This window comes from Arthrobacter jiangjiafuii (assembly GCF_018622995.1).
Lineage (GTDB): Bacteria > Actinomycetota > Actinomycetes > Actinomycetales > Micrococcaceae > Arthrobacter_B > Arthrobacter_B jiangjiafuii.
The window spans coordinates 1,887,245-1,912,231 of sequence record NZ_CP076022.1; the positions used below are offsets into that span (position 1 = coordinate 1,887,245).

Below are 24,987 nucleotides of genomic sequence, written 5' to 3' on the forward strand. Positions count from 1 at the left end.
AGGCAGCCACCCTCCCTTTTTGCTTGTTCAGCCCCGGCGGGTCAACTTTTTCCAGCGGGCACCCAGGCCCCACTTGGTGACGTTGGCCATGGCCTCGAATACGATGTTGCCGCTCATCTTGGAGGCACCGAACTCCCGCTCGACGAAGGTGATCGGCACTTCCCTGATCTGGAGGCCCAGCCGGGCTACCCGGAAGGTCATGTCCACCTGGAAGCCGTAGCCAACCGATTCGACGGCGCCAAGATCCAGCTTTTCCAGCGTGGTCCGGCGGAATGCCCGGTAGCCTGCGGTAATGTCCCGCACCCTGACACCGAGCATCAGGCGGGAGTAGGTGCTGCCGCCACGCGAGAGGATCTTGCGGTGCAACGGCCAGTTGACCACTGAACCGCCGGGTACCCAGCGGGATCCGATGACCAGGTCTGCGCCGTCTTCGGCAGCTGCCAGCAGCAGCGGCAGCTGCTCCGGCTTGTGTGAGCCGTCGGCATCCATTTCCACCAGGACGTCGTAGTCCCGTTCCAGGCCCCAGCGGAAGCCGGCGATGTAGGCCGCACCCAGTCCTTCTTTGCCCTTGCGGTGCAGCACGTGGACCTGCGGGTCGACGGCGGCAATGCCGTCTGCGTAGTCGCCGGTGCCGTCCGGGCTGTTATCGTCCGCGATCAGCACGTCCGAGTCCGGAACTGCCGCCCGCAGCCGCTGAAGCGTTTTCGGCAGGGACTCGATCTCGTTGTAAGTCGGGATGATGGTCAGGACGCGCACGCAAAAGCCTTTCGGTGGGGATAGGCCGCGCAAGATGGCAGCCGGTGGGGTTCTTACCCCGACAAGACTTCCCAGTATATGGGAGAGCTTCACCGCGTCCGGTAGGCATGCCTGCCGTGCCGGTCACATCCATGGAGCGTACCGCGGACGCACAACAGGGCAGGTTCTTCCGCCTTCGGGCCAGTCCCGGCCGGAGCCGGGGCTGTTTTCTACTGACGTGGGAACCTGCCCTGCTTGTGCACGTGGTCCCGACGTGCACTGGCGTGCAGTCGGGCGCGGCGTACTGATCTATCCGGCGCATGACGGACCCGGTTTCCCGATGACCGCCTGCGATTCCCCTAGCCTACGTGCTGTTCCAGATGTGTCAATACGCCGCTGACTAGGGATATTGCCTCTGATCGCAGGTCAACCGCCCGTTTTGTGCCAGTGGCCGGACCCAGTAGTTAAGCGAAAACTACCGGTCAGTAGTTTAGAACCCTACTGATCGGTAGAGTTCTGCCCCGTTGTGGACGGTCAGCAGGCAACGCGGCTGGTGCGCGGTATCCAGCGCGGGAAGGAGAGGCGTGCCGGCCCGGGGGTCGGTGCTCCACGATGCACCCTTGGCATCCGGAGTCTGCACCATCAGTTCTTCGACCTCCCAAACTGCGTAGGAAGCGGGGGCACCCGGTGCGAGTTGCCCCAGCATGAAGTTGCCGGAACCTGCAGCACGCCAGCCGGCACGGGTATGCCCAATGAATGCAGCACGTGCGGAAATCCGCTCTGCGGGGTTCGTGTGGTTGACCGCTGCCCGGACCGCCGACCACGGATCAGTCGGAATAACCGGAGCATCAGAACCCAGGGCTACCATGACGCCGGCAGACAGCAGGGAAGCGAACCGGTTCATGGAGCGGCTGCGCGCCCCCAGCCGCTGCTCGTACAAGCCGCCCTCGCCGCCCCATGCTGTATCAAATCCGGACTGCATACTGGCCACGGCCCCGTAGCGGACAAGTTCGGCGATGGCGGCGTCGTCGGCCAGTTCCAGATGTTCCATGCGGTGGTGGGAGGCGCGGATGCGGTCCTCACCAACGGCGTCAGCGGCGATCCGGAGCCCGGCCAGCACCGTATCCAGAGCGGCATCACCGATGACGTGGAAACCGCCCTGGATCCCGGCCCGCGTGGTGAGCTCGAGGTGCCGGCCGGCCTGTTCCGCCGTGAGGAAGAGCGTTCCCGTGGAACCGGGTGAGTCTGCATAGGGGGTGCGCAGGGCGGCTGTCCGGGCACCGATGGAGCCGTCCATGTTCAGGTCACCGGCCAGTCCCAGCAGGCGGCCTTCGAACGGCGCGGTGATTTCGGCCAGCTCCGCTTCGCTCTGCGCCAGCTGGCCCCAGTACGGCAGCACCTGCGGCAGCGGGTCCGCCCCCAGGCTGCCTTCCAGGCCCATCAGCTCGCGCAGGTCTTCGACCGGGCCAATATGCGGTGCAGCCATTTCCGTTACGGCGATGATGCCCTGCGCCGCGGCGTGCTTCAGCGCTGCCTGCTGGTAGCGGGAGCGCTGGGCCAGGTCCAGGGAGCGGGAAGCGGTGCGTGCCAGGGTGTGCGCCGACCGCACCACGAAGCCGTTGTCCCAGCCCTCGTGCGCGGCCAGGTCCAGTGAGGCAGCAAGCGTTCCGGAGACCACTGCGCAGTGCACATCCGTCCGCGCAAGGTAGACGGGACGGAAGCCGGAGGCGGCATCCAGTTCCGCTGCAGTCGGCACCCTGCGTTCGGGCCACGAGGACTCGTCCCATCCATACCCGTCGATCAGCCCCTCACTGCCGGCGGCGGCTTTGGCGACGAGCTCCAGCAGTTCGGCCAGCGACCCGGCATTGGAGAGGTCCAGGGAGGACAGCGCGGCTCCGGTCTCGGTGATGTGGGCGTGCGAGTCCACGAACCCGGGGGTGATGAGGGCGCCCTGCAGGTCCACGACCTTCATCCGGGCATCCTGGATGGACGTGGCGGCGTGTTCGGAGCCCACCCACGCCACGGTGTCCCCGTCCACCAGCATCGCTGTGGCAAACGGGTCCGCGGCGCTGTACACGGACCCGTTGCGGTAAAGCGTCAGCTGTGATGAAGCGGGAAGGGATGTGGCGTTCAAGGACTCACCTGTTTTCGGTAGGGCTGGATGTATTTCCGCACCCGGGCAGACGGGGGCGGCTTGGCTGGAGTTGGTGCTCAAACTGCGGGTCGGGAGAGGACGGATCCGGTGCTTATTCGCTGACGGCTGAGTACGCGACGACGCCGCGGCGGATCAGGGCGATCGCATCGATGCAGCGGCGGCGCAGGCCCGGCGGCAGGTCCGGAACCTTGGCGAGCTGGTCCAGCAGGTCGATAACCTGCTTGGTCCAGCGCACAAAGTCGCCGGCGGCCAGTTCGGTTCCGTTCAGCGCCAGCTGCAGGTGCTTGCCCTTGGCCCATTTGTACATTGGCCAGACCAAACCGAGATCCGGTTCGCCGGTCTGCGGCAGCCGCTCAGCGTCCTCCAGATCGGTGAGGCGGGACCACTGGACGATGATGGCATCCGTGGCCACCTCAAGCGAAACGCTGGGCAGGCGCGGACGCACGCCACGCTCCTCCCGCTTGGCCTGGTAGACCAACGCTGTGGCAAGGGCGGCCAGCTCGGCGGCGTCGACGTCGTTAAACGCCCCGTGCTGCAGCGACAGGGCAATCAGCAGGTCCTTTTCACCGTAGATGCGCCGCAGTTTCTGGCCCGCAGGGGTAACGACGGCGCGCCCGTTCTCGTCCGGCGCCACGTAGCCGTAGTGGCCCAGTACATTGCACACCCGGTCAAAGGTCTTGGCGATCGTGTTGGTGCGGCCGCGGATCTGCGCCGCGAGATTGTCCGTCTCCCGGCGCAGTTTCCACCAGCGCTCGGCCCAGCGGGCATGGTTTTCCCGGTCGCTGCAGCCGTGGCAGGGGTGGGCCCGCAGTTTCCGGCGCAGCTCGGTGATGGCCTGCTCCTGCCGGTTGGCGCCACCCTGGTGCAGGTCCGCGCGGCGTTTGGCGGCGGGGCGCGGAGGCCTGTGGTCATGCAGGGCGTTGCGGACCGAGGATGCCAGATCGCGGCGGTCCTTGGCCGTGCGGGAGTTGAAGGCCTTCGGGATCCGGATATGCGAGACGTTCTCCACGGCCCCGTCCAACTCGGAAGCGGTGATGCGGCGGATCTGCTTGTCCTCGGTCAGCACGGTGGTCCGGGCATCGCGTCCTGGCTGGGAGGCATCCGGCAGAACCACTGCGTACCCGGAGTTCCGACCGCCGGGGATCAGGATGACGTCGCCCGGGGCGAGCCCGTCCAGCGACGCCGCGATGGCGGAGCGGCGGTCCCGTGCATGTGTCTTGGACGCCTGTGCCTCCAGATCAGAGAGTTCCCGCCGCAGTGCCGAGTACTCGGTGAAGTCCCCCAGATGGCAGGTCATCGCTTTTTCATATCCGGCCAGGGATTCCTCCCGCGACCGCACCTGCTTTGCGAGGCCCACCACGGAGCGGTCGGCCTGGAACTGGGCGAAGGAGGATTCGAGGATTTCACGCGAACGTTCGCGCCCGAACTGGGCCATGAGGTTGATGCTCATGTTGTAGGTGGGCCGGAAGCTGGAGTTCAGCGGATAGGTCCGCCGGGACGCCAGGCCGGCGACGGCAGCGGGATCGGTGCCGGGCTGCCAGAGGACGACGGCGTGGCCCTCGACGTCGATGCCGCGCCGGCCGGCGCGGCCGGTGAGCTGGGTGTACTCCCCCGCGGTGATGTCGACGTGGGCTTCACCGTTGAACTTATCCAGCTTCTCCAGGACCACGGTGCGGGCAGGCATGTTGATGCCCAGCGCCAGCGTTTCAGTGGCGAAGACGGCACGGACCAGGCCAGCGGTGAAGAGCCGCTCCACTACTTCCTTGAAGGTGGGCAGCATGCCGGCATGGTGGGCAGCGAAGCCCCGGATCAGCCCTTCGCGCCAGGTCCAGAAGCCCAGCACCTCCAAGTCATCCTCGGGGATGTCCTGGCTGGCTTCGTCGACGATCCGGGCGATGGCCATGCGCTCGGATTCGTTGGTGAGCCAGAGCCCGGATTCGACACACTGGCGCACGGCGCCGTCACAGCCGTTGCGGGAGAAAATGAAGGTGATGGCCGGCAGCAGCCCGCGCTTGTTCAGCTGGGCGATGACGGCGGGACGGGAGGCCTTGGGGATGCGGCTGATCGGCGGTCCGGCGTGTCCGCGCCGCGACCCGTCACGGCGGCTGGAGTGGGAGGACCCGCGGGAGCCACCCCAGTGCCCGCCATGGCCGCGCTGGTTGATGCGGGATTCCGCGCGGGCCAGCTCCTGCAGCTCCGGATTCACCCGGTAGCGTTCCTGCACGCCGCCCTGCTGTTCGGGTCCGGCCGCCTCATCGAAGGAGACATCCGATTCGAACAGGTCCATGATGTCCCGGCCCACCATGACGTGCTGCCACAGCGGCACCGGGCGGTGCTCGGAGACGACGACGTCGGTGTCCCCGCGGACTGTGTCCAGCCAGGCACCGAATTCCTCGGCGTTGGAGACGGTGGCGCTGAGCGAGACCAACTGGACGTCGGAGCGCAGGTGGATGATGACTTCCTCCCACACGGCCCCGCGGAACCGGTCTGCGAGATAGTGCACCTCGTCCATCACCACATAGCCCAGGTCATCCAGGGTGGCGGAGTTGGAGTAGAGCATGTTCCGCAGCACTTCGGTGGTCATGACCACCACGTCTGCTTCAGGGTTGATGCTGGTGTCCCCGGTGAGCAGCCCCACCCGCTCCGAGCCGTAGGACGCCGAGAGCTCCAGGTACTTCTGGTTGCTGAGGGCCTTGATGGGGGTGGTGTAGAACGCCTTGAGTCCGCGCTCCAGTGCCCGGTATACGGCAAACTCCCCTACCACCGTTTTGCCGGCACCGGTCGGGGCGGCCACAAGGACGCCGCGGCCGGCTTCAACGGCCCGGCACGCCTCCGATTGGAAAGGGTCAAGGTCAAAACCGAGTTGCTGCTCAAAGACTCCCAGGGAAGTCTTGGAGTGCTCGGCACGTTCTTTCGCGGCCAGGTACCGCTCCGACGGGGAGGTCATATTCCCAGCCTAGACTCTGGGCGGCCCGGCCGCCGCACAGCGGGCTGCCGCTCAGCGTTGGGCTGAACCGCTGGCGGGTGATGTCGCTCACGTTCAGAGCTTGTCCAGCGGAGTTGCTGTGTCCGCCGAGGCACTGACGGCCGCTTCACGGGCAGCATTCCTGCGGGCACGGCGTTTGTCATTGATGAGGCAGATACCCACCGCCACACCGAAGAGCAGCAACAGAGGTGCGGCCATGTAGAACATGGTTAGTGCATCCCCGCCCGGCGCTGCCATGGCAGCGAACACGCAGATGAGGAAGATCGTGATCCGCCAGTACTTGATGATGAGCTTGCCCGGGAGGATCCCGGTCATGTTGAGGCCCACCAGCACCACGGGTATGAGGAACGCGATGCCGAAAGCCAGCAGCAGGCGCAGCACGAAAGCAAGATAGACGCTGGCGGTGATGACGTTGGCGCTGCCTTCGGGGGTGAATCCGGTGAGCACGTCGATGGCGCTGGGCAGGAGAATCCAAGCCAGCACCACACCGCCGAGGAACAGCGGTATGGAGGCGGCTAGGAATCCCAGGGCAGTACGGCGCTCCTTGGTCTTCAGGCCCGGCGTGATGAACGCCCACAGCTGGTACAGCCATACCGGACAGGACATGAGCAGACCGAGGAAGACGGAGACCTGAATCATCTGGTCGAAGGGGGTTGCCACACCTTCGAAGTTGATGGTGGCAAACCGGCCGTCCTGGTTTCCCACGTCCAGGACCGGCCGGGTGAGGGCGTTGAAGGCAGGCATGTAGAGGAAGAAACCCGCCACAGTCCCTAAAATCACGGCTATGCCCGATTTGAACAGGCGGTTGCGGGCTTCCCGCAGGTGTTCCTTAAGGGCCATCCGCCCTTCTGGGTTGGATTTGCGCCCTTTGGTCAGCGGCACTGCCGTTAGAGGCTGGTGGGCGGGTTACCGGCAGGCCGCTGGTCCGTGCCGGGTGCTGCTGCCGCGCCGTGGGCGCCGGGAGTGGCAGGCGGAGCCTGCGCCGCCGGCTTGCCAAGGTCAACCGGGTTGTTAACGACCCGTCCCTCGACGGGGTCGGAGGAAGCGGTGTCGGACGTGTTCTCGTCCTTCATCTGGCGGACCTCGGACTTGAAGATACGCAGGGACTGACCCACGCTGCGCGCCAGCCCGGGAAGCTTGGGTGCACCGAAGAGAAGGATGGCCAGAACGACCAGAATTGCAATGTGCCAGCCTTGAATGTTCATGCCGGTGTCCTTTCGTTTTGAGACAGTTTACGTCAGAGGTCTGGGAAGTCCCGCAGGGCGCGGGGCTGTCCGCTTGCCGTGCGACGGCGGACCCGGCGCTCCCGGCGGGCGGCCTTGCGTTCCTCTTTGCCTTCTTCGTAGCGGGTGCGCACCAGGATTGGATCCTCGAAGATCGCAGGTTCCGGCGCGGTGCGTACGACTTCGGAGGCACCGGGCGCCGGCGCCTGGATATTCAGCGCCGACATGGCGGTTTCAGCTTCGCGCAGGACAGCCATGAACCGACGGAACAGCCGCCACCCCACAAGGGCGAAAAAAGCGGCTGCGGCGACGACAAGCGCCGACCAAATCAGGATCCAGGACCACCAAGGCATGGTTCCAGCATAGTGGAGCCGCCGGCTGGCTTCTGCCGTTGTCCGGGAGGACCCTTCCCCGCGTCTGGCGGACCGCTGAAGGGCTGGTGGTCATTAGTTACACAGTTGTGGGTCCATGTTAGTTACAGCTGGTACCCGGCCACGGCTTCCTGCAGCCACGCCAGGGTCCGGGCCCGCAGTTCGTCGGGTCCGGCGACGGTGACGGAACCGCCCTGGCGGGCTGTGAAGCCGGGAATCCAGCGGGTGTTGCCCACCCGCAGCTCCACCGCCGTACGGCCGCGCGGGAGCTCGGCCCGCCGGCCGGCGTCGTACGCTGTTTCCACCCACGCGGCAGAGGGCTCCAGCACCAGGGTGACCACCTCGTCCTCAGTTCCCGGGCGGAAGAGGCTGGCGGGGAAGGCGTTGTCCGGGTCCGGCCCCTGCCAGGAGGCTGGCCCGGTGTCGGTCATGCCGTGGATCCGGTCCACGCGGAAGTTCCGGACTCCTTCGGAACGATGGCACCAGGCTTCCAGATACCACAGCTCGTTGACCGAAAAGAGCCTGCGCGGATCGACGGTGCGGTCGGTCAGCTCGTCCCGGCTGGGAACCAAATACTTCAGGTCCAGCTGCCGGTGCCCGGCTATCGCCTGCTGCAGCCGGGCCAGGATGTCGGCCGTGCCTTCGGTCTCCGCCAGCCGCGCGGCGACGGAGCTGCCCACCCGGCCGGCCTCACCTGCTGCCTCGCTGAGCTTCTCCAGGGCACTGGCCAGCCCCGGAGCATCGCCGATGCCCGGGAGCGATGACAGCGTTTCCAGGCCCACGATCAGCGCTGCCGCCTCATCCATACCCAGCCGCACGGGTTCGGAAAGATCTTCGGCGTTGTCGATGAAGATCTGCCCGTTCTCAAAGTTCACGTCCATCAGCCCGTTGGGATAGTGGCGCGGGCCGCTGACAAAGAGCAGATTCAGGTCGCTCGCCAGCTGGGCAGGGCTGACCCCGAAGCGCCGGGCCGTTTCTTCCATGTCGGCCCCCTGGTTGCCCAGGATGAACGGCACCAGGTCCAGCAGGCGGGTCAGGTGGCTCTGGGCCGCGGTGGCCGAGGCGGCCGGCGCGGGGAAACGCCGGACCAGGGTGAAGGCCGGTACGGGCAACAGTTGAGCATCCAGGGCCCCGCGCAGCAGCTCGGCAACCGTTTGCCGGAACTCGGGCGGCTCCATCGCCACCGCGGCCGGGCCCAGGGCCGCGGTATCCGCTGCCAGGGCGTCGATGTCCGGAACGGTCAACGTTAGGACTTCCCAGCCGGGCTGCTCTGCCGGTGCAGGCGCGCCGGCGGCCCTCAGCCGCAGCTCGGCAGCGCTTCCTTCCACTACCCGGACCACCGCGGTAACCGGGGCGAAGACCTGGTCCAGCGACGCCAGGGACGCGTCGATGTTGAAATCGCCCGGTACCTCGTAGCTGCCCTCACCCAAAGCCACCGGTGTGGTCATACGGGAGAGCCGGAAGAACCGCTCGGCCTTGCGGTCAAGGTCGTATCCCACCACGTACCAGTGTCCAAAACGGCTGCCCATCCCCCACGGCTGGACATGCCGTACCGTACTGCGCCGCCGCCTGGCGGGCTTGGCCTGCTGCTGCGGGGTTCCGGCGGACCGGGTAGCCGGGCGGTAGCCAAAGGAGATGGGTGTGCGCGTAGTGGTGGCCTTCCACACGGCTTCAAAATTCGGGTCGTTGGTGCGGATCCGGGGCTGCAGCGGGCTTGCCGCCGCATCGTCAGGGGCAACGCCGCGGGCCTGGAGCTTGCGCAGCGCCCGAGCTGCCGCGGACCCCAGTGACGCCTGTTCCCACATGCTGGCGGCCAGGGCGAGGACGGCGGATTCCTCGGCTGTGAAGCGGACGCCGGGGAGGCGGTAGGCGTCGGCCCTGATCCGGTAGCGCCGCACCGAGTTGTCCTGGTCGTAGAGGGTTTCCTCGCTGTAGGACTCCACCGGGATGCCCTGCTCGCGCAGGAACGCCTTGTCCCGGTCGAAGAGTTTCTCCCGCGCGGCGGTGGAAGGCGCTTCGCCGTAAAGCTCGATTTCTTCGAACAGCTCGTGCTTGGTGAATCCACGGCGGGTGGACAGCAGGGCAATAACCAGGTTCAGGAGGCGTTCGGTTCTGTTGACGGACACGGAAGCCAATCTACCGTGCCCGGGGAACGGAAAAGGAGCGGGTCCGCTGCTGCGGACCCGCTCCCGTTCCTGCAGTGCTCCGCGTCAGCGGACGCCCAGCAGGTCCACGACGAAGATCAACGATTCACCCGGAGCCACGGCGGAGCCGGCACCGGCGTCGCCGTAGGCCATGTGCGAGGGGATCTCCAGCCGGCGGCGGCCGCCGACCTTCATGCCCAGCAGGCCCTGGTCCCAGCCCTCAATGACCTGGCCGACGCCTACACGGAAGTCCAGGGGGGTGCCCCGGTTCCACGATGCGTCGAACTCCTCGCCGGTGGAGAAGGCAACGCCCACATAATGCGTGGAGACGGTGTCCCCGGCCTTGGCCTCGCGGCCGTCACCGACGACGATGTCCTCGATACGGAGTTCCGTGGGGACCTCGTGGTCCGGGAAATCAATCTCGGGCTTCTGGCGGTCATATTCACGCTTACCAAATGACATGGTGCTCCTCGCTGCGGTTCGTTCCCGCGTTGACGCTGTGTTCAGCTCTAACGCTACTTGACTTCCTGGATCTCCACGACAAAGGCAAGCGGGCCGGAGGGTGCGGTTCCACCGGCCGGATCACCGTAGGCAAGCTCGGACGGAAGGACCAGCAGGACCTTGGATCCGGCCTTCTGGCCGGCCAGACCGTAGGTCCAGCCCGGAATGACCTCGGCCAGCGGGAATTCGGCAGGCTCGCCCCGCTCATAGCTGGAGTCAAAGGTGCTGCCGTCGCGCAGGCTGACGCCCAGGTAGTTGGCGGTAACGGTTCCGGTCTCGGCCAGGGCCGCGCCGTCGCCCTCCTCGAGTACCTTCACGATGAGCTTCTCCGGTTCTTCAACACCTTCGGGGATCTCAACGGAGGGTACGCCGTCCTCGCCGAAGGTGACCTTGGGCAGCTTGCCCTCGGAGTCCAGTGCGGCAACGTCATCGGAGCTCATCAGGAGGTTGCCCTCGGCGTTGCGGGCCGCTGCCTCGTCGGGGCTGAGGCCCGTGACGGTGTCCTGGGTGCTCAGCACGTTCAGGATCATGACCTGGGTCGGCTGTTCTGCGCCTGCTTCGCTGCTTGCTGCCTGGGCATCCGGGAAGGCGTAGGCGATCTGGGAGCCGACCTTGGCGCCGAGCAGCACCTCATAAAGAACCGGGTCCTGCTTCTTCAGATCCTCGGTCACAGGCAGGGCGGAGGCAGCATCGGCGTACGTGTCGCCGAGGACGCTGCCGTCCTCGGCGTTCAGTGCCACAAACTTGAACGTGATGCTCTGTCCCTCGCCGACGGTATCGCCGTCGCCGGAGTAGACAATTTTTGCAGCGCTCTCGGTGATGTCCAGCGGAGCGTCGAACTCCACCTCGGGAGCGGTCTCCTGATCCTTGACCTTGACCTTCACGGAGTCAAAGACCCCGTCCTGGCCGGCGGATTTGCCGGCCTCGCCTTCCCCGCCGGAGCAGGCGGAGAGGAACAACAGGGCGGACAGACTAACGGCTAGTACTTTGCGCACAGTACTTCTTTCAGTGGTGGACAGATGGGCCCGCGGCGGCTCCGGGTCGTGCAGGGTTTCCCTTGCCGGGTTGCCCTGCGGGTGGCCGGATAGGGCGCGGGCAGTCTTACCCAGCGTAGCGTTTCTGCCTGTGCAGTGCCTTGGAGGCGCTGAAAGCGGGAAATCCCCGGCGATCCGGCCAGGATCAGAGCGTCGCGAGGAGCGCTTCGACCCGTTCGTCGACGGCGGCGAAGGGGTCCTTGCACAGCACCGTCTGCTGCGCCCGGTCATTGAGCTTCAAATGGACCCAGTCGACGGTGAAATCGCGGTTGGCGGCCTTGGCGCGGCGGACAAAATCTCCCCGCAGCTTGGCACGCGTGCTCTGGGGAGGCACGTCAATGGCCTCCTTGACGTCGCTGTCCTCCACCACGCGGGCGGTTTCCCCGCGCGCCTGCAACAGGTAGAACAGGCCGCGCCCGCGGGAGATGTCGTGATAGGTCAGATCCAGCTGTGCCACCCGTGGCGAGGACAGTTCCAAGGAGTTGCGTTCGGAGTAGCCGTCCACCAGCTTCTTCTTGATCGCCCAGTCGATTTCGGTGTCGATAGCCGACGTATTCCCGCTCTCGACGGCATCCAGGGTCCGCTCCCAGAGATCAAGCACCCGACCCACATGCCGGTTGTGCTCCCCGTTGGCGCCCACGAAGTCCTGTACCCGTTGCAGGTAGATGCGCTGCAGCTCCACGGCCGTCATGGTCGAGCCGTTGGCCAGCTTCAGCGGGACCGTGCCGGTCAGGTCGTGGGAGATTTCGCGGATGCTGCGGATCGGGTTCTCCAGGCGCAGGTCACGGATAACCATGCCCGCCTCGATGACGCGAAGCAGCAGGTCCACCGAACCGACCTTCAGCAGGGTGGTCGTCTCCGACATATTCGAATCGCCCGCGATCACATGGAGCCGGCGGTAATGTTCGGCGTCGGCGTGCGGCTCGTCGCGGGTATTGATAATCGGGCGGGACCGGGTGGTTGCCGATGAGACGCCTTCCCAGATGTGGTCCGCCCGCTGCGAAAACGCGTACAGGGATCCGGACTGGGTCTTGAGGACCTTCCCGGCCCCCACCAGCAGCTGCCGGGTCACCAGGAACGGAATCAGGATGTCGGCCAGCCGCGAGAATTCCAGCCGCCGGGGAATCAGGTAATTCTCATGGCTGCCGTAGGAGTTGCCGGCGGAGTCGGTGTTGTTCTTGAACAGGTACACGCTGCCGTTGAATCCTTCGGCCCGCAGCCGGTCCTCGGCCTCTTCCACGAGGTCGTCCAGGAGCAGCTCGCCGGCGCGGTCGTGGGCCACAAGCTGCGCCAGATCGTCGCATTCCGCCGTCGCGTATTCCGGATGCGAGCCCACGTCGAGGTAGAGCCGTGAGCCGTTGGTGAGGAAGACATTCGACGACCGGCCCCAGCTGACCACTTTGCGGAACAGGTACCGTGCAACTTCTTCGGGGGAAAGCGGACGGGAGTCGGGACCGGAATAGGCGATTCCGAACTCGGTCTCAATTCCGTAGATCCTGCGGTCCATCAGTCTCCCTCCGGGCCGGACAACAAACGGTCCAGCTCCACCGTGTTGATTCTGCGGAAGGCCCGCACCGTGCCGCGGGAGGACAGCGGGCTGCGGTCCAGGACGGCTACTTCCAATAACCCGGCCCCCAGCTGATCCGTCTCCCCCTGGGCCGGTTCCCCTACAGCTCCGGCAGCCGACGGCGGGGATCCGCCGGAGGCGGAGCCGTTGCCGTTCGACGCCGCCCCCGCCGCCCCCGACGGCGCCGTCGCGATGCGGGTAGCGGACAGGGCAGCCACAGCGGTGCGGATGGCCTCGGGAAAGCCGGTCTCCTGGTTCCAGGTCCGGGCCAGCGCCTCATTGACCACGTCCGCCTGACCGCCCATCACCACGTAGTTGCTCTCGTCGGCGATCGACCCGTCAAAGGTCAACCGGTAGAGGTGGTCGGCGTAGGGTTCCGGGCCCACCTCCGCCACCGCCAGCTCAACCTCGAACGGTTTGCCTTCAGTGGTGAACACCGACCCCAGGCTCTGGGCATACACGCTGGCGAGGCCGCGGGCCGTCACGTCGTCCCGGGAATAGGAATAGCCGCGCACGTCGGCAAAGCGCACACCGGCCTGGCGCAGGCTTTCGAATTCGTTGTACTTGCCGACGGCGGCGAACCCGATCCGGTCATAGATTTCGCCGAGCTTATGCAGCGACGGCGAGGGATTCTCTGCGACCAGGGCGATCCCGTCGCGGCAGGTAAGCACCACCACCGAGCGGCCGCGCGCGATGCCTTTCCGGGCGAAGTCCGCCCGGTCTTTCATGAGTTGTTCGGGCGAGACGTAGAACTGCTGGGTCATGGTCAGCTCTCCAATCCTGCCGCGGAGCGGCGCTCAACCAGTTCCCTGGCCATGAGCTGCAGCTCCCGCTCGGGGATTTCCCGGTTTCCGGCACTGTTGACCACGTAGACCACCGGCCACAGCCGCCGGACCAGGTCCGGTCCCCCGGTGGCGGAGTCGTCGTCGGCCGCGTCATAAAGTGACTCGAGAGCCACGGCAACGGCCTGTTCCTCGTCCAGCCCCGGACGCCACAGCTTCTTCAGGGCGCCGCGGGCAAAGACCGAGCCCGACCCCACGCTGTGGTGTTCGTATTCCTCGTAGCGGCCCCCGGTGACGTCGTAGGAGAAGAGCCTGCCCAGATGGCGTTCGGTGTCGTAGCCGGCAAACAGCGGGACCACTGCCAGGCCCTGCAGGGCCAGCGGCAGGTTCGACCGCACCATGGCCGCAAGCCGGTTGGACTTGCCGTCCAGGCTCATGGGCGTGCCCTCGATCTTGTCGTAATGCTCCAGCTCCACCTGGAACAGGCGGATCATGTCCAGGGCCAGGCCGGCGGTGCCGGCGATACCCACCACCGAATAGGTATCGGCCGGAAAAACCTTCTTGATGTGCCGGCTGGCGATCATGTTGCCCATGGTCGCCCGCCGGTCGCCGGCCATCAGGACGCCGCCGGCGTAGGTGAGCGAGACGATGGTGGTTGCCTGCGGGGCAGCGGCGGACGCCGAGCCGGCCGGGGCGGTTCCCAGCCGGCGCGAAGACGGCAGCAGGTCAGGGTGGTGCCGCGCGAGATGGTCGCTGAAGGACGGTGAGTCCGCCCCGTTGATCGCTGCTGCCGGGTCCCGGTGGGTCATCCCCTACTGTCCGCCCTTCTGGATGAAGCCCCGCACGAACTCCTCGGCATTGTTTTCCAGTACGCCGTCGATTTCGTCCAACAGGTCATCCACGCCTTCAGTCTGTGCCGATGCTGCCTCTGAAGGTTCCGCTGCCGGCGGCGGTGTCTCCTCCAGCTCTTCTTCCGTGGTGCGCGATCCTGTGTTCCTGCGGTCCTGGGTTGCCATGGTGCTGCCTTCCTTGGCTGGATTCGAGGCCTCTTAACGGGTCCTGACTGTCCTGACGGTAAGAGCGGTTCCTGTGGGTTCTTCCTATGGTGCCACGCTATGTTCCGGACCGGTCAGGAGCCGGGCGACAAAATCCTCCGCATCCGACGAAGCCGCAAAAAGTTCCTCCGTCAGTGCCTTGGTTCCGCGCAGCGGCTCGCGGGTCGGAATGCGCTGCAGGCGGCGGTGCGAGGGCAGTTCGAAGATGATCGAATCCCAGCTGGCACCGACCACCTGGTTGGGGAAACGGCTGACGCATTTGCCGCGGAAGTAGGCCCGGGTATCTTCGGGCGGCTCGTTAACGGCCCGCGCTATCTCAGTGTCGGCGAGGATACGCTCCATCTGGCCGCGCGCCGCCAACCGGTAGTAGATGCCCTTCTCCGGCCGCATGTCGGAGTACTGCAGGTCCACCAGATGCAGCCGGGCATCGGACCAGGACAACCCGTCACGGTCCCGGTACGCCTGCAGCACCTTGAGCTTGGCGACCCAGTCGACCTGGGACGCAGCTTCCAGCGGATCCCGCTTGAGGGTGCCCACAAGCGAGGTCCACCGGGTCAGGATGTCCTCCGTCTCGGCGTCTGCTCCCCTCCTGCGGCAGTGGCGGGCTGCGGCCTCCAGATAGATCTCCTGCAGGTCGAGCCCTGAGACTTTCCGCCCGTCCTTGAGCTCAACCAGCGCCTGAAGGGTCGGGTCGTGGCTGATGGCCCGCAGCGAACCCACCGGATCCCGCAGCTCCACCTCGGGGGCGGTTCCCGCTTCGATCATGGACAACACAATCGAGGTGGTGCCGACCTTCAGCAGGGCAGAGATCTCGCTGAGGTTCGCGTCGCCGATGATGACGTGCAACCGCCGGTATTTTTCAGCCACGGCGTGGGGTTCGTCGCGGGTATTGATGATGGGCCGGCGGATGGTCGTCTCCAGGCCTACCTCGGCCTCGAAAAAGTCGGCACGCTGGCTGAGCTGGTAACCCTGCCGCTGGTTGTTGGTGCCGATCCCCACCCGTCCGGATCCGACGATGACCTGCCGGCTGGCGAAAAACGGCACGAGTCCGCGGACCAGATCCGGAAACGGCACCGCCCGGGGCACCAGATAGTTCTCGTGGGAGCCGTAGGAGGCGCCCTTGGAATCGGTGTTGTTCTTGTACAGGTTTACCGGCGAGAAACCCGGGGCCGCCGCGATGTGCCGCATCGCCGCCAGTACGACGGCGTCTCCGGCCTTGTCCCACAAGACCGCATCGCGCGGGGTGGTCACCTCCGGGGAGGAATACTCCGGATGGGCGTGGTCAACGTACAGCCGGGCGCCGTTGGCGAGCACCATGTTCATCAGCACCGGGTTGTCCGAACTTTGCTCGCCGTAGAGGGCTGCCGGGCCGCCGCCCTCCATGGCGATCTGCTCCGCGTCCAGCACCGGCGGGGCGTCGGTGAGCTGGGTTGGGTCGGCAGCGGTACGGGGCACGGTAAAGCCCCGCGCGTCGTTCAACGGGGCTTCGTCCGTGTAGTCCCAGCGGGTGCCGGAGAAGTTCCCCATGCCGATGCGGCGCGTGGCAGCGTACGCGTTGATGATCTGGCTGGAAAGCACTGTTGCGTTTGCTGCCGGCAGCGCCGGGGCCAGCACCCCGTATTCTGTTTCGGTGCCCATCACCCGGCGCACGCTCACAGGTACTGCCCGGGGTTGGCGGTTGTTTCGATGCTGCGTCCGGGTTCCTGCCCGGCCTTGCCCTGGATGATGGTCCGGATGTAGGTGATGCGCTCGCCTTTCTTGCCGGAAATGCGTGCCCAGTCATCCGGGTTGGTGGTGTTGGGCATATCTTCGTGCTCGCGGAATTCGTCCACGACGGCGCGCATCAGGTGCTCAATGCGCAGGCCCCGCTGGTGCAGGGTGAGCAGGTCCTTGATGGCGTACTTCTTGGCCCGGTCAACAACATTCTGGATCACCGCGCCGGAGTTGAAGTCCTTGTAATAGAGCATTTCGGTGTCCCCGTTGGCGTAGGTGACTTCCAAGTACTCGTTGGACTTGTCCTCGGCGTACATTTTTTCGACCGTCCGGCGGATCATTTCGCGGACGGTGGCTTCGGGATCGTAGGCGTTCTCGGCGAGGTCCTCCCGGTGCAGCGGCAGGTCGGGGGTGAGGTACTTGGCGAAGATTTCTGCGGCTCCCTCGGCGTCGGGACGCAGGATCTTGATCTTCACATCCAGCCGGCCCGGCCGCAGGATCGCCGGATCAATCATGTCCTCCCGGTTCGAGGCTCCGATGACGATGACGTTTTCCAGCTTCTCCACGCCGTCAATCTCGGAAAGCAGCTGCGGAACGATGGTGGTTTCGACATCGGAGGAGATACCTGTGCCACGGGTCCGGAACAGTGAGTCCATTTCGTCGAAGAACACCACCACCGGGCTGCCGCCCGAAGCCTTTTCCCGGGCGCGGGCGAAGATGAGCCGGATATGCCGTTCTGTCTCCCCCACGTACTTGTCCAGCAGCTCGGGGCCCTTGATGTTCAGGAAGTAGCTCTTGGTACCCAGCGAGCCGGTCTGCTCCATGACGCGCGCCGCCAGCGAGTTTGCCACCGCCTTGGCAATCAGCGTCTTGCCGCAGCCCGGAGGGCCGTAGAGCAGGATGCCCTTGGGCGCCTTGAGCCCGTGTTCCCGGTACAAGTCGGGGTGCAGGAACGGCAGTTCGACGGCGTCCCGGATCTGCTCGATCTGCGGGCCGAGGCCGCCGATGTCTGAATAGGCAATGTCCGGAACTTCCTCCAGCACCAGGTTCTCGACTTCGCTGCGCGGGATCTTCTCCAGGGCATAGCCGATCCGGGTATCCACGGTCAGTGCGTCCCCGACCCTCACCCGTTCCGCTTCGAGCGGCCCGTTGAGCCGGACCACACGCTCGTCGTCGGCCCGGCCAATGACCAGGCAGCGGTCCCTGCCCAGGAGTTCCTTGACGGTAAACATCTCGCCGCTGCGTTCGAACCCCAGAGCGGCGACAGCCACCAGGGACTCGTTGAGGAGCACCTCCTGGCCGGGGACAATCTGGTGCATGTCTAGCAGCGGGCTGACCGAAACCCGCAGCTTGCGGCCGGACTGGATGATATCCAGGCTGTCCTGGACTGCAGCGGTAGTGGTGCGCCCGCTGCTGGCGGGGGACCGCAGGTTCACCGCGATCACGGTGGCGAAGCTGAACGGCGTGGCGCCCTCTTTATCGAGGGCGTCCTTAAGGCGGATGATTTCCGCCTTCGCCGCCTCCAGCATCGCCACCAGCCGTGCGTTGTTGTGGGTCAGTGCCGCGAGTTGCCGGTCCACGTTGCGCAGCTTGTCCCGGAGGATATGAAGCTGGGCGGGGTCCGCCGGAGCGCCGGTTCCGCGGCCGTAGCCGCGGGTTTCCTCGGCGCCGGGATCGATGGTGTTGTCTGCTTCGGTCATGGTTGCGACCACCTTCACATTGCGCTTAGGTTCCAGCTTCGACAGTAACCCAGCAGCGCAGGCAACACACCGGTTGCAGCCTCTTGTGTTTCCCCCCGGCGGTTATCCGCCGGAGAGATTGCCCCTACGGGGTTTCAGGCGTACCTTCCTTATCCGCCATGAACTTCTCGGCGTTCTCCAGCGCACCGCGCTGGATCTTGGAGCTGGCGTCCTTTGCCGCCCGGCGCAGCTTGTGGGCGGATACTTCGCGCTCCCCCACTGCTGCAGGCGTCCAGGCGTTGAGGTCCTCTGCGCTGAAGTTGGTCTTCGAGGCGCGGCGCTTGGGGACGAGCCCGGTGGCACCCTCGGCAAGCCGGCGGGCGGTCAGCAGGAAGCCTGTGTGGGCGACCATGCGGTGGTCCGGCCGGACGGCCAGTCCCTCGAGGTGCCAGCCGCGGACCATCGACTCCCAGCCGTCGGGCTCGGTGAACCGGCCGTCGGCGCGGATGGCCTCCGCTGTGCGGGAGAGCTGGGTGACGGTGGCGACGTAGGAAATCCACACACCGCCCGGGGCCAGGACGGTCGCTACGGCGTCGGTGCATTCCCAGGGTGCCAGCATGTCCAGGACCACGCGGTCCACGCTGCCGGGCTCTTCGGTACGGACAACCTCTTCCTGGAAGTCACCCAGGGTGATGTTCCAGGCCGGATGCGGGCCGCCGAAGAAGGTCTCCACGTTGCCGCGGGCAATGTCGGCAAACTCTTCACGGCGTTCAAAGGAATGCAGGCTGCCGTGGTCGCCGACGGCGCGGAGCAGGGAGATGCTGAGGGCACCGGATCCGACACCGGCTTCCACCACGCGCGCACCCGGGTAGATGTCGGCCATGGTGACAATCTGGCCGGCATCCTTGGGATAAACGACGGCGGCACCGCGGGGCATCGACAGCACGAAGTCGGACAGCAGCGGCCGCAGGACCTGGTACTGCTGGCCGGTGGTGTTGGTGACGATCGTGCCTTCGGGGAGGCCGATGATGCTGTCATGGGGCAGGAACCCGCGGTGGGTGTGATACGCGCCGCCCTCAGTCAGGGTGATGGTGCTGTGCCGGCCTTTTTCGTCGGTGAGCTGGACGCGCTCCCCCGGACGCAGCGGCCCCCTGCGGTGGTCGGCGCCGTGTGGGGCTGTGGCGGCAGTCTGGACCGGGGTCTCCGAGTTCATGGGTAACGTTCCTTTGGATTTAGGTGATGCTGGTTTTGGGGGCGTCAGGACTGCGGAGGCCGGGTGCGGCCGCTCCGGGCCTTGATGGCTCCGAGGACGGCGGCCTGTGTCAGGAGGCCTACAACGGCTCCGTCCTGATCGATGACGGCATATTCGCTGCCCTGCAGTTTAGCGAGATACTCCACCAGTTCAGAACCCGCTGCGGCTGCCGGCACATATGCGCCGGGCGCCAGTGTCCGGGCGGCGGCGTCAACCGGAGTGGCAGCGGCCAGCTGTTCCGGGATTCCGGCCAGCGCCGTTTGGTCCGCAATTGCCCAGGGCTGGCCCGTGGGCGCGGTGATGACCAGTGCCGTGCCGGGGCGGGTTGCAAGGAGTTCCCGGGCATTTGCCGCGGAGGAACCGGCGGGCAGGGACACCGCAGGCTGCATCAGGGCCCCGGCGCTGACCGAGGGCAGCCGCAGGCGCACGCGGGCGTTCTGGATACTGGCACCGGCGCCCATCCAAAGGAAGCCGGAGACGAGTGCCGTGAGCAGAATCACCTGCAGGTCCGGCGCCGCGCCGCGCAGGTACGGGGGCACGACGACGGCGGCGGCCAGCCCGATGGCGATGATCCGGCCGGCGTAACCGGCTGCGACGGTACCCCGGTCCTGGGAGCCGGTGGCTTTCCACACGGCGGACTCGACAATGCGTCCTCCGTCCAGGGGCAGCCCCGGCAGGACGTTGAACAGCGCCACCAGGAGATTCGCCCAGATGAAGATCTGGGCCAGCAGGTTTCCGACGCTTGCCGGTTCCAGGAGGGGCTGGACCAGCCAGCCGGCGACGGCCAGGAGCAGGTTCGCTGCCGGGCCGGCCAGCGCCACCAGGAGGGACCGCCCGGGCGTGGAGCGCACGGTGCCGAAGGAGGTGTGACCGCCCCATAGCGTGAGGACAATCTTGGCCGTGGGCCAGCTGTAGGCCTTGGCAGTCAGCGCATGCGCCAGCTCGTGGGCCAGGACCGAGAGCAGGAGCAGGAGCGCGTAGCCCAGCGCCACCACGTAGGCGCCGCCCCCGAGGAACGGAAAGGTCCTGCTCACCAGCGGCCCGAAAAAGATGACGATGAAGGCCGCAATGATGAACCACGAATAGGCCAGGTACACGGGGACCCCCGCGATCCGCCCCAGTGGAATTCCGTCCCGCTTCACCGGAGCCGGCGTGTGTGCGCCCGGAGAGCTGCTACTCAACGCCGGGCTCCCGCAGGCTGGACGCCTGCTGTCGGGGCAGGGGCCGCCGCTTCGGCAGCCGGGCCGTCGACGGCGGAGCCGGCGGCACCGCGGACCAGTGCCTGGAGGTCTGCGACGGTGCGCCCGGCCAGCGTGGGCCAGTCATGGCGCCCCTCATCCGCCGGCAGCGGCAGGAAATGCGGGACCCCCAGCGTGAGAAGGCCGGCGGCCCGGGCGGAGGTAACTCCGGGCAGGGAGTCTTCGATGGCAACGACCCGGTCCTTGGCCAGGCCCGGCACCTGTCCGGCCAGGCGGTCAAAGGCGAGCTGGTATGGCTCCGGGTCGGGCTTGCCGTGTTCGACCATGTCACCGGTAACTGCGAAGGCAAAGGTTCCGGCAGGCAACTGGTTCTGGATCTCACGGGCCAGGACCGGCTCGGACATCGTCACGAGGACGCACGGAACGCCTGCCTCAGCGAGCCCGGCCAGCAGTTCCCGCGCTCCCGGCCGCCAGGGCACAGCGGAACGGACCTGCTCGGTAACCTGGCCGATCATCCGGTCGATGATGTCACGGATGCCGAGCTTCACGCCTGCCTTTTGCAGCAGCGCCGCTCCATAGGTCAGCGCCTGGCCCACCATGGCTTCTGCGTCGGCATCGGTCCAGGATCCGCCGAAGCTGTGCACGAGGTCCTTTTCCGCCTGGATCCAGTACGGTTCGGTGTCAACGATGGTTCCGTCCATATCCCACAGCACCGCCTGAAGCGGGCCGGGCGCCGGATAGGTCTGCAGGGGGTCCGGAACAGAGAAAGACATGCTTCCCAGTCTACGGGGCGCGGCCGGACGCGGGTTTACATTGCTCCGAGCGACTGCGCCCTCCGGTGGTCCTGACAGGGCGCCGGTGTCGTCATAGGGTGAGTCTGTGAGCAATACCGACCAAACCCCGCCCGTAGGGCTGCAGGACTTTTTCGGCGTCTCCCAGGAGCGCACCACAGTGATGCTGGCAGCCTTCGAGGGCTGGAACGACGCCGGCGAGGCCGCCAGCGACGCGCTGAAATTCCTGAGCGTGTTTTGGGAGAGCGAGAAGATCGCGAGCCTGAATGCCGACGATTACTACGATTTCCAGTTCACCCGCCCTGCCATTGAACGGTTGGCGTCCGGTGAGCGCAGGATTAAATGGCCCACCACCCGGATCTCCCGGGCGGAGGTTCCGGACTCCAATCTGGACGTCATCTTCGTCTCCGGTGTCGAGCCGTCCTACAGGTGGCGTGCGTACACGGCGGAACTGATCGCGCTGGCGAAGGAGCTCGACGTCGACTGCATTGTCCTGGCCGGTGCGCTGCTGGCGGACGTTCCGCACACCCGCCCGATTCCGGTTACCGTGACCTGCGAGGAGGCCAGCCTGCGCGAGGAACTCAAAGTGGAGTCCTCCCACTATGAGGGTCCGATCGGAATCGTGGGGGTACTCGCCGAGATGGCCGGCCTGGCGGACATCCCGGCCATCTCGCTGTGGGCCGCAGTGCCGCATTATGTGGGCCACTCCCCCTCACCCAAGGCCCAGCTCTCGCTGCTGCACCGCATCGAGGAACTGCTGCAGGCCCCCCTGGACACCACGCTGCTCACCGATGAGGCGGATGCGTGGGAACGCGGGGTCGACGAACTGGCCACGGATGATCCGGAAATCTCCGCGTACGTGCGCCAGCTGGAGGAGGCCAAGGACACGGCCGATCTGCCCGAAGCCAGCGGGGAATCGATCGCGCGGGAATTCGAACGCTACCTCAAGCGCCGCAGGCGCGATTAGACCAGGCGCGATTAGACCGGCCGCAGCCGGACCAGGCGCGCCCAGGCGTAGCGCGGCTGGACCTGGTTAAGCTCCTAGAGGCGGATGCCCAGCAGCGCGTCAACGGCCGACGACGCAAGCTCCGCGGCCTCTCCCGTGGTGTCCGACGCCGGAGTTGCCATCGCAGCCGTTGCCCAGGCGTCCACTGCCTTCAGTGCAGCGGGGGCGTCCAGATCATTTGCCAACGCGGCACGCACGGCGGCGAGCATGGCTTCAGCGTCCGGCCGTGCGGTCAGGGGCAGGGCGCGGCGCCAGCGCGAGAGGCGTTCCTCGGCGTCGGTGAGCTGCTCTGCCGTCCAGAACCAGTCGGTGCGGTAATGATGGCTGAGCAGGACCGTCCGGATGGCGGCCGGATCTGTGCCCTGCTCGCGGAGCCGGGACACCAGCACCAGGTTGCCCAGGGACTTGCTCATCTTTTCGCCGTCCAGGCCCACCATGCCCGCGTGGGCGTAGTGGCTGGCCAGCGGTGTCCCGGAGCACGCATACGCATGGCCGGCACTCATCTCATGGTGCGGGAACACCAGGTCGGAGCCGCCTGCCTGCACGGTGAACGGCGCCGGAAGGAAGCGCTGCGCGATGACCGAGCATTCGATGTGCCAGCCGGGGCGGCCGTTGCCCAGAGAGGAGCCGTCCCAGAACGGCTCACCCTGACGCTGAACGCGCCACAGGAGCGGATCCAGGGCGTTGCGCTTGCCCGGCCGCGCCGGATCCCCGCCGCGTTCAGCGAACAGGGGGAGCATCTGCTCCGGGGCGAGGCCGGAGACTGCACCCAGGCGCCACGCGTTGGGATCTTCGGGATCCAGGCGGTTCGCCGCATCCACGGAAAAGTAGACGTCGCCGTCGGGCTCATCGCCCTCGCCGTCCACCCGGTAGGCGAGGCCGCGGCGCAGCAGGTCCTCGACCACTGGCACAATCCACTCGATGGATTCCACGGCGCCGATGTAGTTCTCGGGGGGCAGCACGTTCAGGGCTTCCATGTCGTCACGGAAGAGCTGGGTCTGTTCCTGCGCCAGTTCCCGCCAGTCCAGCCCGCGGGCGTTGGCACGCTCCAGCAGCGGATCGTCAACGTCAGTCACGTTCTGCACATAACGCACCGTGTTGCCCGCATCACGCCACTGCCGGTTGAGCAGGTCAAAGGCCACATACGTTGAGGCATGTCCCATGTGTGTCGCGTCGTACGGGGTGATGCCGCAGACGTAGAGGCTGGCCTGGCCTCCGGTGTGCACCGGCACGGTGCGGTGCAGGGCGGTGTCGTGGAGGCGTACCTCCGGCGAGGTTCCGGGCAGGGCGGGCAGGGGGGAGGATTTCCACGCAATCACAGGTTCAACTCTACTTTCCGTTGTCAGGCACTGAGTACGCCGAGGCCCAGCAGAATGTAAATCACGACGCCGAGGAGGATCCTGTACCAGACAAACAGGCTGTAGCCGCGGGTCGAGACGTAGCGAAGGAACCAGCCGATGATGATGAATCCCACAACGAAGGCCACGAGGGTGGCACCTGCGGTTTCCCAACCGCCGTAAACCATGGGCTCGTCCAGGGACTTCACCAGCTGGAACAGCCCGCTGCCGAAGACCGCCGGAATGGCAAGCAGGAAGGCGTACCGCGCGGCCGCTTCCCGGGTGTAGCCCATGAAGAGGCCTGCGGTGATGGTGCCGCCGGACCGGCTGACGCCCGGAATAAGGGCCAGGGCCTGCGCAAATCCATAGAGGATGCCGTGCTTGTACGTGAGCTTTTCGAGGCTGCGCTCCTGCTTGCCGACGGCGTCGGCAATAGCCAGGATGATGCCGAAGACGATCAGCATGGTTGCCACGATCCACAGGCTGCGGAAGGTGCTTTCGATCTGGTCCTGGAACAGCAGGCCCAGGATGACGATGGGCAGCGTTCCGATAATGATCAGCCAGCCCATCCGCGCGTCGGGGTCGCTGCGGGGCACCCGGCCGGCGAGGGAGGCGAACCATGCCTTGATGATCCGGACGATGTCCTTCCAGAAGTACACCGCTACCGCAGTCTCCGTGCCCAGCTGGGTTATCGCGGTGAACGCCGCGCCCGGGTCTTGGGCTCCGGGCAGCAGTTCACCCACAATCCGCAGGTGGGCACTGGACGAGATGGGGAGGAATTCTGTCAGACCTTGAATGAGACCGAGGAAGAGCGCTTCAAACCAATTCACAACATAGAACTCTAGGCCACGGCCCGCATCTGCCCTGCCAGCCGTCCCGGAGGGGACGGCCCCGGACTACTTTCCGGGCTGGAGTCCGGAGGCGTTTTCGCTGGCGTCTTCGCCGTCGTCCTCGAAATCGCCGTCAAAGTCTTCGTCGTCGTCTTCATAGATCTCCAAGGGGGTGACCTCCCCGTAGGCGTCGTAGAGGACCTCCTCGTATACCTCGAAGGCATCAGCGACAGCCAGATAGGCGGATTCGACCAGCGGATCCTTGTCTCCGCGGCGCCGCGAGGCGGCCGTCAAATGCTCTTCGAGGGCAGCCATCAGGGATTGGAGCGCGATGCGCGGATCTATGCTCATGCCCTAGACGTTAGCGGTAAAGTAGGCAAAATTGGAGGGATATGCGCGAACAAATTCTCCGGCCCGGAACCCGGCGGGCAGACGAAAACAGCCGTGACTACGAATATCTGGTGGTCTCGGTAAATCCCGGAGATTCAGTCTCCGAGGCCCGCAGGATCATCGTTGAACACGCCGAATATGGCAAGTGGGAACTGCACCGCAGCTGCATCTACTCGGGCGGCGCGCGGCGGTTCTGGCTCCGCCGCCGCATCATGCGCGTGCACCGCACCGCCTGAA

The 24,987-nt window shown here is 66.1% G+C and carries 23 protein-coding genes; 2 read left to right on the forward strand and 21 right to left on the reverse strand.

What is annotated here, in order from left to right:
- Positions 1 to 27 precede the first annotated feature (27 nt).
- The 18 genes from KKR91_RS08945 to KKR91_RS09030 all read right to left on the reverse strand — a co-directional run bounded on the left by KKR91_RS08945 (position 28) and on the right by KKR91_RS09030 (position 21,169).
- Positions 28 to 756 (reverse strand): polyprenol monophosphomannose synthase, encoded by a 729-nt coding sequence (locus tag KKR91_RS08945; RefSeq protein WP_210228790.1) that lies wholly within the window; start codon positions 754 to 756, stop codon positions 28 to 30.
- Between the two features lie 469 nt (positions 757 to 1,225).
- Positions 1,226 to 2,869, reverse strand: a complete 1,644-nt coding sequence (locus KKR91_RS08950; RefSeq protein ID WP_237687329.1) for an amidohydrolase — start codon at positions 2,867 to 2,869, stop codon at positions 1,226 to 1,228.
- 112 nt (positions 2,870 to 2,981) lie between these two features.
- Positions 2,982 to 5,837 carry a DEAD/DEAH box helicase gene (locus KKR91_RS08955; protein WP_210228792.1) on the reverse strand — a complete coding sequence of 952 codons (2,856 nt, stop codon included), beginning with the start codon at positions 5,835 to 5,837 and terminating at the stop codon, positions 2,982 to 2,984.
- A 93-nt stretch (positions 5,838 to 5,930) separates the two neighbouring features.
- Positions 5,931 to 6,716 carry a twin-arginine translocase subunit TatC gene (tatC, locus tag KKR91_RS08960; protein WP_210228794.1) on the reverse strand — a complete coding sequence of 262 codons (786 nt, stop codon included), beginning with the start codon at positions 6,714 to 6,716 and terminating at the stop codon, positions 5,931 to 5,933.
- A 47-nt stretch (positions 6,717 to 6,763) separates the two neighbouring features.
- Positions 6,764 to 7,081 (reverse strand): Sec-independent protein translocase subunit TatA, encoded by a 318-nt coding sequence (gene tatA / locus KKR91_RS08965; RefSeq protein ID WP_210228796.1) that lies wholly within the window; start codon positions 7,079 to 7,081, stop codon positions 6,764 to 6,766.
- A gap of 32 nt (positions 7,082 to 7,113) precedes the next feature.
- Positions 7,114 to 7,452 carry a hypothetical protein gene (locus KKR91_RS08970; protein WP_210228798.1) on the reverse strand — a complete coding sequence of 113 codons (339 nt, stop codon included), beginning with the start codon at positions 7,450 to 7,452 and terminating at the stop codon, positions 7,114 to 7,116.
- 122 nt (positions 7,453 to 7,574) lie between these two features.
- A complete protein-coding gene (locus KKR91_RS08975) occupies positions 7,575 to 9,596 on the reverse strand; it encodes a helix-turn-helix transcriptional regulator (protein WP_210228800.1) in 2,022 nt (673 codons plus the stop codon).
- Between the two features lie 84 nt (positions 9,597 to 9,680).
- The gene (locus KKR91_RS08980; RefSeq protein WP_210228802.1) at positions 9,681 to 10,076 is read right to left on the reverse strand and encodes an FKBP-type peptidyl-prolyl cis-trans isomerase; all 396 of its coding nucleotides are present in this window, start codon (positions 10,074 to 10,076) and stop codon (positions 9,681 to 9,683) included.
- A 53-nt stretch (positions 10,077 to 10,129) separates the two neighbouring features.
- The gene (locus KKR91_RS08985) at positions 10,130 to 11,110 is read right to left on the reverse strand and encodes an FKBP-type peptidyl-prolyl cis-trans isomerase (protein WP_210228804.1); all 981 of its coding nucleotides are present in this window, start codon (positions 11,108 to 11,110) and stop codon (positions 10,130 to 10,132) included.
- A gap of 184 nt (positions 11,111 to 11,294) precedes the next feature.
- The gene (pafA, locus tag KKR91_RS08990; RefSeq protein ID WP_210228807.1) at positions 11,295 to 12,656 is read right to left on the reverse strand and encodes a Pup--protein ligase; all 1,362 of its coding nucleotides are present in this window, start codon (positions 12,654 to 12,656) and stop codon (positions 11,295 to 11,297) included.
- On the reverse strand, positions 12,656 to 13,480 hold the full coding sequence (prcA, locus tag KKR91_RS08995; RefSeq protein ID WP_210228809.1) for a proteasome subunit alpha: 825 nt from the start codon (positions 13,478 to 13,480) through the stop codon (positions 12,656 to 12,658). Before prcA ends, pafA begins: the two co-directional genes overlap by 1 nt.
- 2 nt (positions 13,481 to 13,482) lie before the next feature.
- Positions 13,483 to 14,307, reverse strand: coding sequence for a proteasome subunit beta (prcB, locus tag KKR91_RS09000; protein ID WP_210228810.1), 825 nt, complete (start codon positions 14,305 to 14,307; stop codon positions 13,483 to 13,485).
- 3 nt (positions 14,308 to 14,310) lie between these two features.
- Positions 14,311 to 14,514, reverse strand: coding sequence for a ubiquitin-like protein Pup (locus tag KKR91_RS09005; protein WP_210228812.1), 204 nt, complete (start codon positions 14,512 to 14,514; stop codon positions 14,311 to 14,313).
- Positions 14,515 to 14,598: 84 nt separating this feature from the next.
- Positions 14,599 to 16,191, reverse strand: a complete 1,593-nt coding sequence (dop, locus tag KKR91_RS09010) for a depupylase/deamidase Dop (RefSeq protein ID WP_210229739.1) — start codon at positions 16,189 to 16,191, stop codon at positions 14,599 to 14,601.
- Positions 16,192 to 16,205: 14 nt separating this feature from the next.
- Positions 16,206 to 17,966, reverse strand: a complete 1,761-nt coding sequence (arc, locus tag KKR91_RS09015) for a proteasome ATPase (RefSeq protein WP_210228814.1) — start codon at positions 17,964 to 17,966, stop codon at positions 16,206 to 16,208.
- A 124-nt stretch (positions 17,967 to 18,090) separates the two neighbouring features.
- Entirely contained in the window at positions 18,091 to 19,158 is a 1,068-nt protein-coding gene (locus KKR91_RS09020; protein WP_210228816.1) for a tRNA (adenine-N1)-methyltransferase, read from the reverse strand.
- 44 nt (positions 19,159 to 19,202) lie between these two features.
- Positions 19,203 to 20,378 (reverse strand): site-2 protease family protein, encoded by a 1,176-nt coding sequence (locus tag KKR91_RS09025; RefSeq protein ID WP_237687330.1) that lies wholly within the window; start codon positions 20,376 to 20,378, stop codon positions 19,203 to 19,205.
- Positions 20,375 to 21,169, reverse strand: a complete 795-nt coding sequence (locus KKR91_RS09030; protein ID WP_210228818.1) for an HAD family hydrolase — start codon at positions 21,167 to 21,169, stop codon at positions 20,375 to 20,377. Before KKR91_RS09030 ends, KKR91_RS09025 begins: the two co-directional genes overlap by 4 nt.
- Before the next feature lie 106 nt (positions 21,170 to 21,275).
- On the opposite strand from KKR91_RS09030, the gene KKR91_RS09035 reads away from it, so the two are divergent.
- On the forward strand, positions 21,276 to 22,154 hold the full coding sequence (locus tag KKR91_RS09035) for a PAC2 family protein (RefSeq protein WP_475561699.1): 879 nt from the start codon (positions 21,276 to 21,278) through the stop codon (positions 22,152 to 22,154).
- Between the two features lie 74 nt (positions 22,155 to 22,228).
- Here KKR91_RS09035 and mshC read toward each other — a convergent pair whose 3' ends face one another.
- From mshC to KKR91_RS09050, 3 genes are all read right to left on the reverse strand, one after another.
- Complete coding sequence (gene mshC, locus KKR91_RS09040; RefSeq protein WP_210228820.1) at positions 22,229 to 23,512, reverse strand: cysteine--1-D-myo-inosityl 2-amino-2-deoxy-alpha-D-glucopyranoside ligase; 1,284 nt, start codon at positions 23,510 to 23,512, stop codon at positions 22,229 to 22,231.
- Between the two features lie 23 nt (positions 23,513 to 23,535).
- Positions 23,536 to 24,360: an undecaprenyl-diphosphate phosphatase gene (locus KKR91_RS09045; RefSeq protein ID WP_210228822.1), complete on the reverse strand. Its 825-nt coding sequence runs from the start codon at positions 24,358 to 24,360 to the stop codon at positions 23,536 to 23,538.
- A 66-nt stretch (positions 24,361 to 24,426) separates the two neighbouring features.
- Positions 24,427 to 24,711, reverse strand: a complete 285-nt coding sequence (locus KKR91_RS09050) for a hypothetical protein (RefSeq protein WP_210228825.1) — start codon at positions 24,709 to 24,711, stop codon at positions 24,427 to 24,429.
- A 41-nt stretch (positions 24,712 to 24,752) separates the two neighbouring features.
- Between KKR91_RS09050 and KKR91_RS09055 the strand changes: the two genes are divergently transcribed.
- Positions 24,753 to 24,986 carry a DUF5703 family protein gene (locus KKR91_RS09055; protein WP_210228827.1) on the forward strand — a complete coding sequence of 78 codons (234 nt, stop codon included), beginning with the start codon at positions 24,753 to 24,755 and terminating at the stop codon, positions 24,984 to 24,986.
- The last annotated feature ends 1 nt before the right edge of the window (position 24,987 follow it).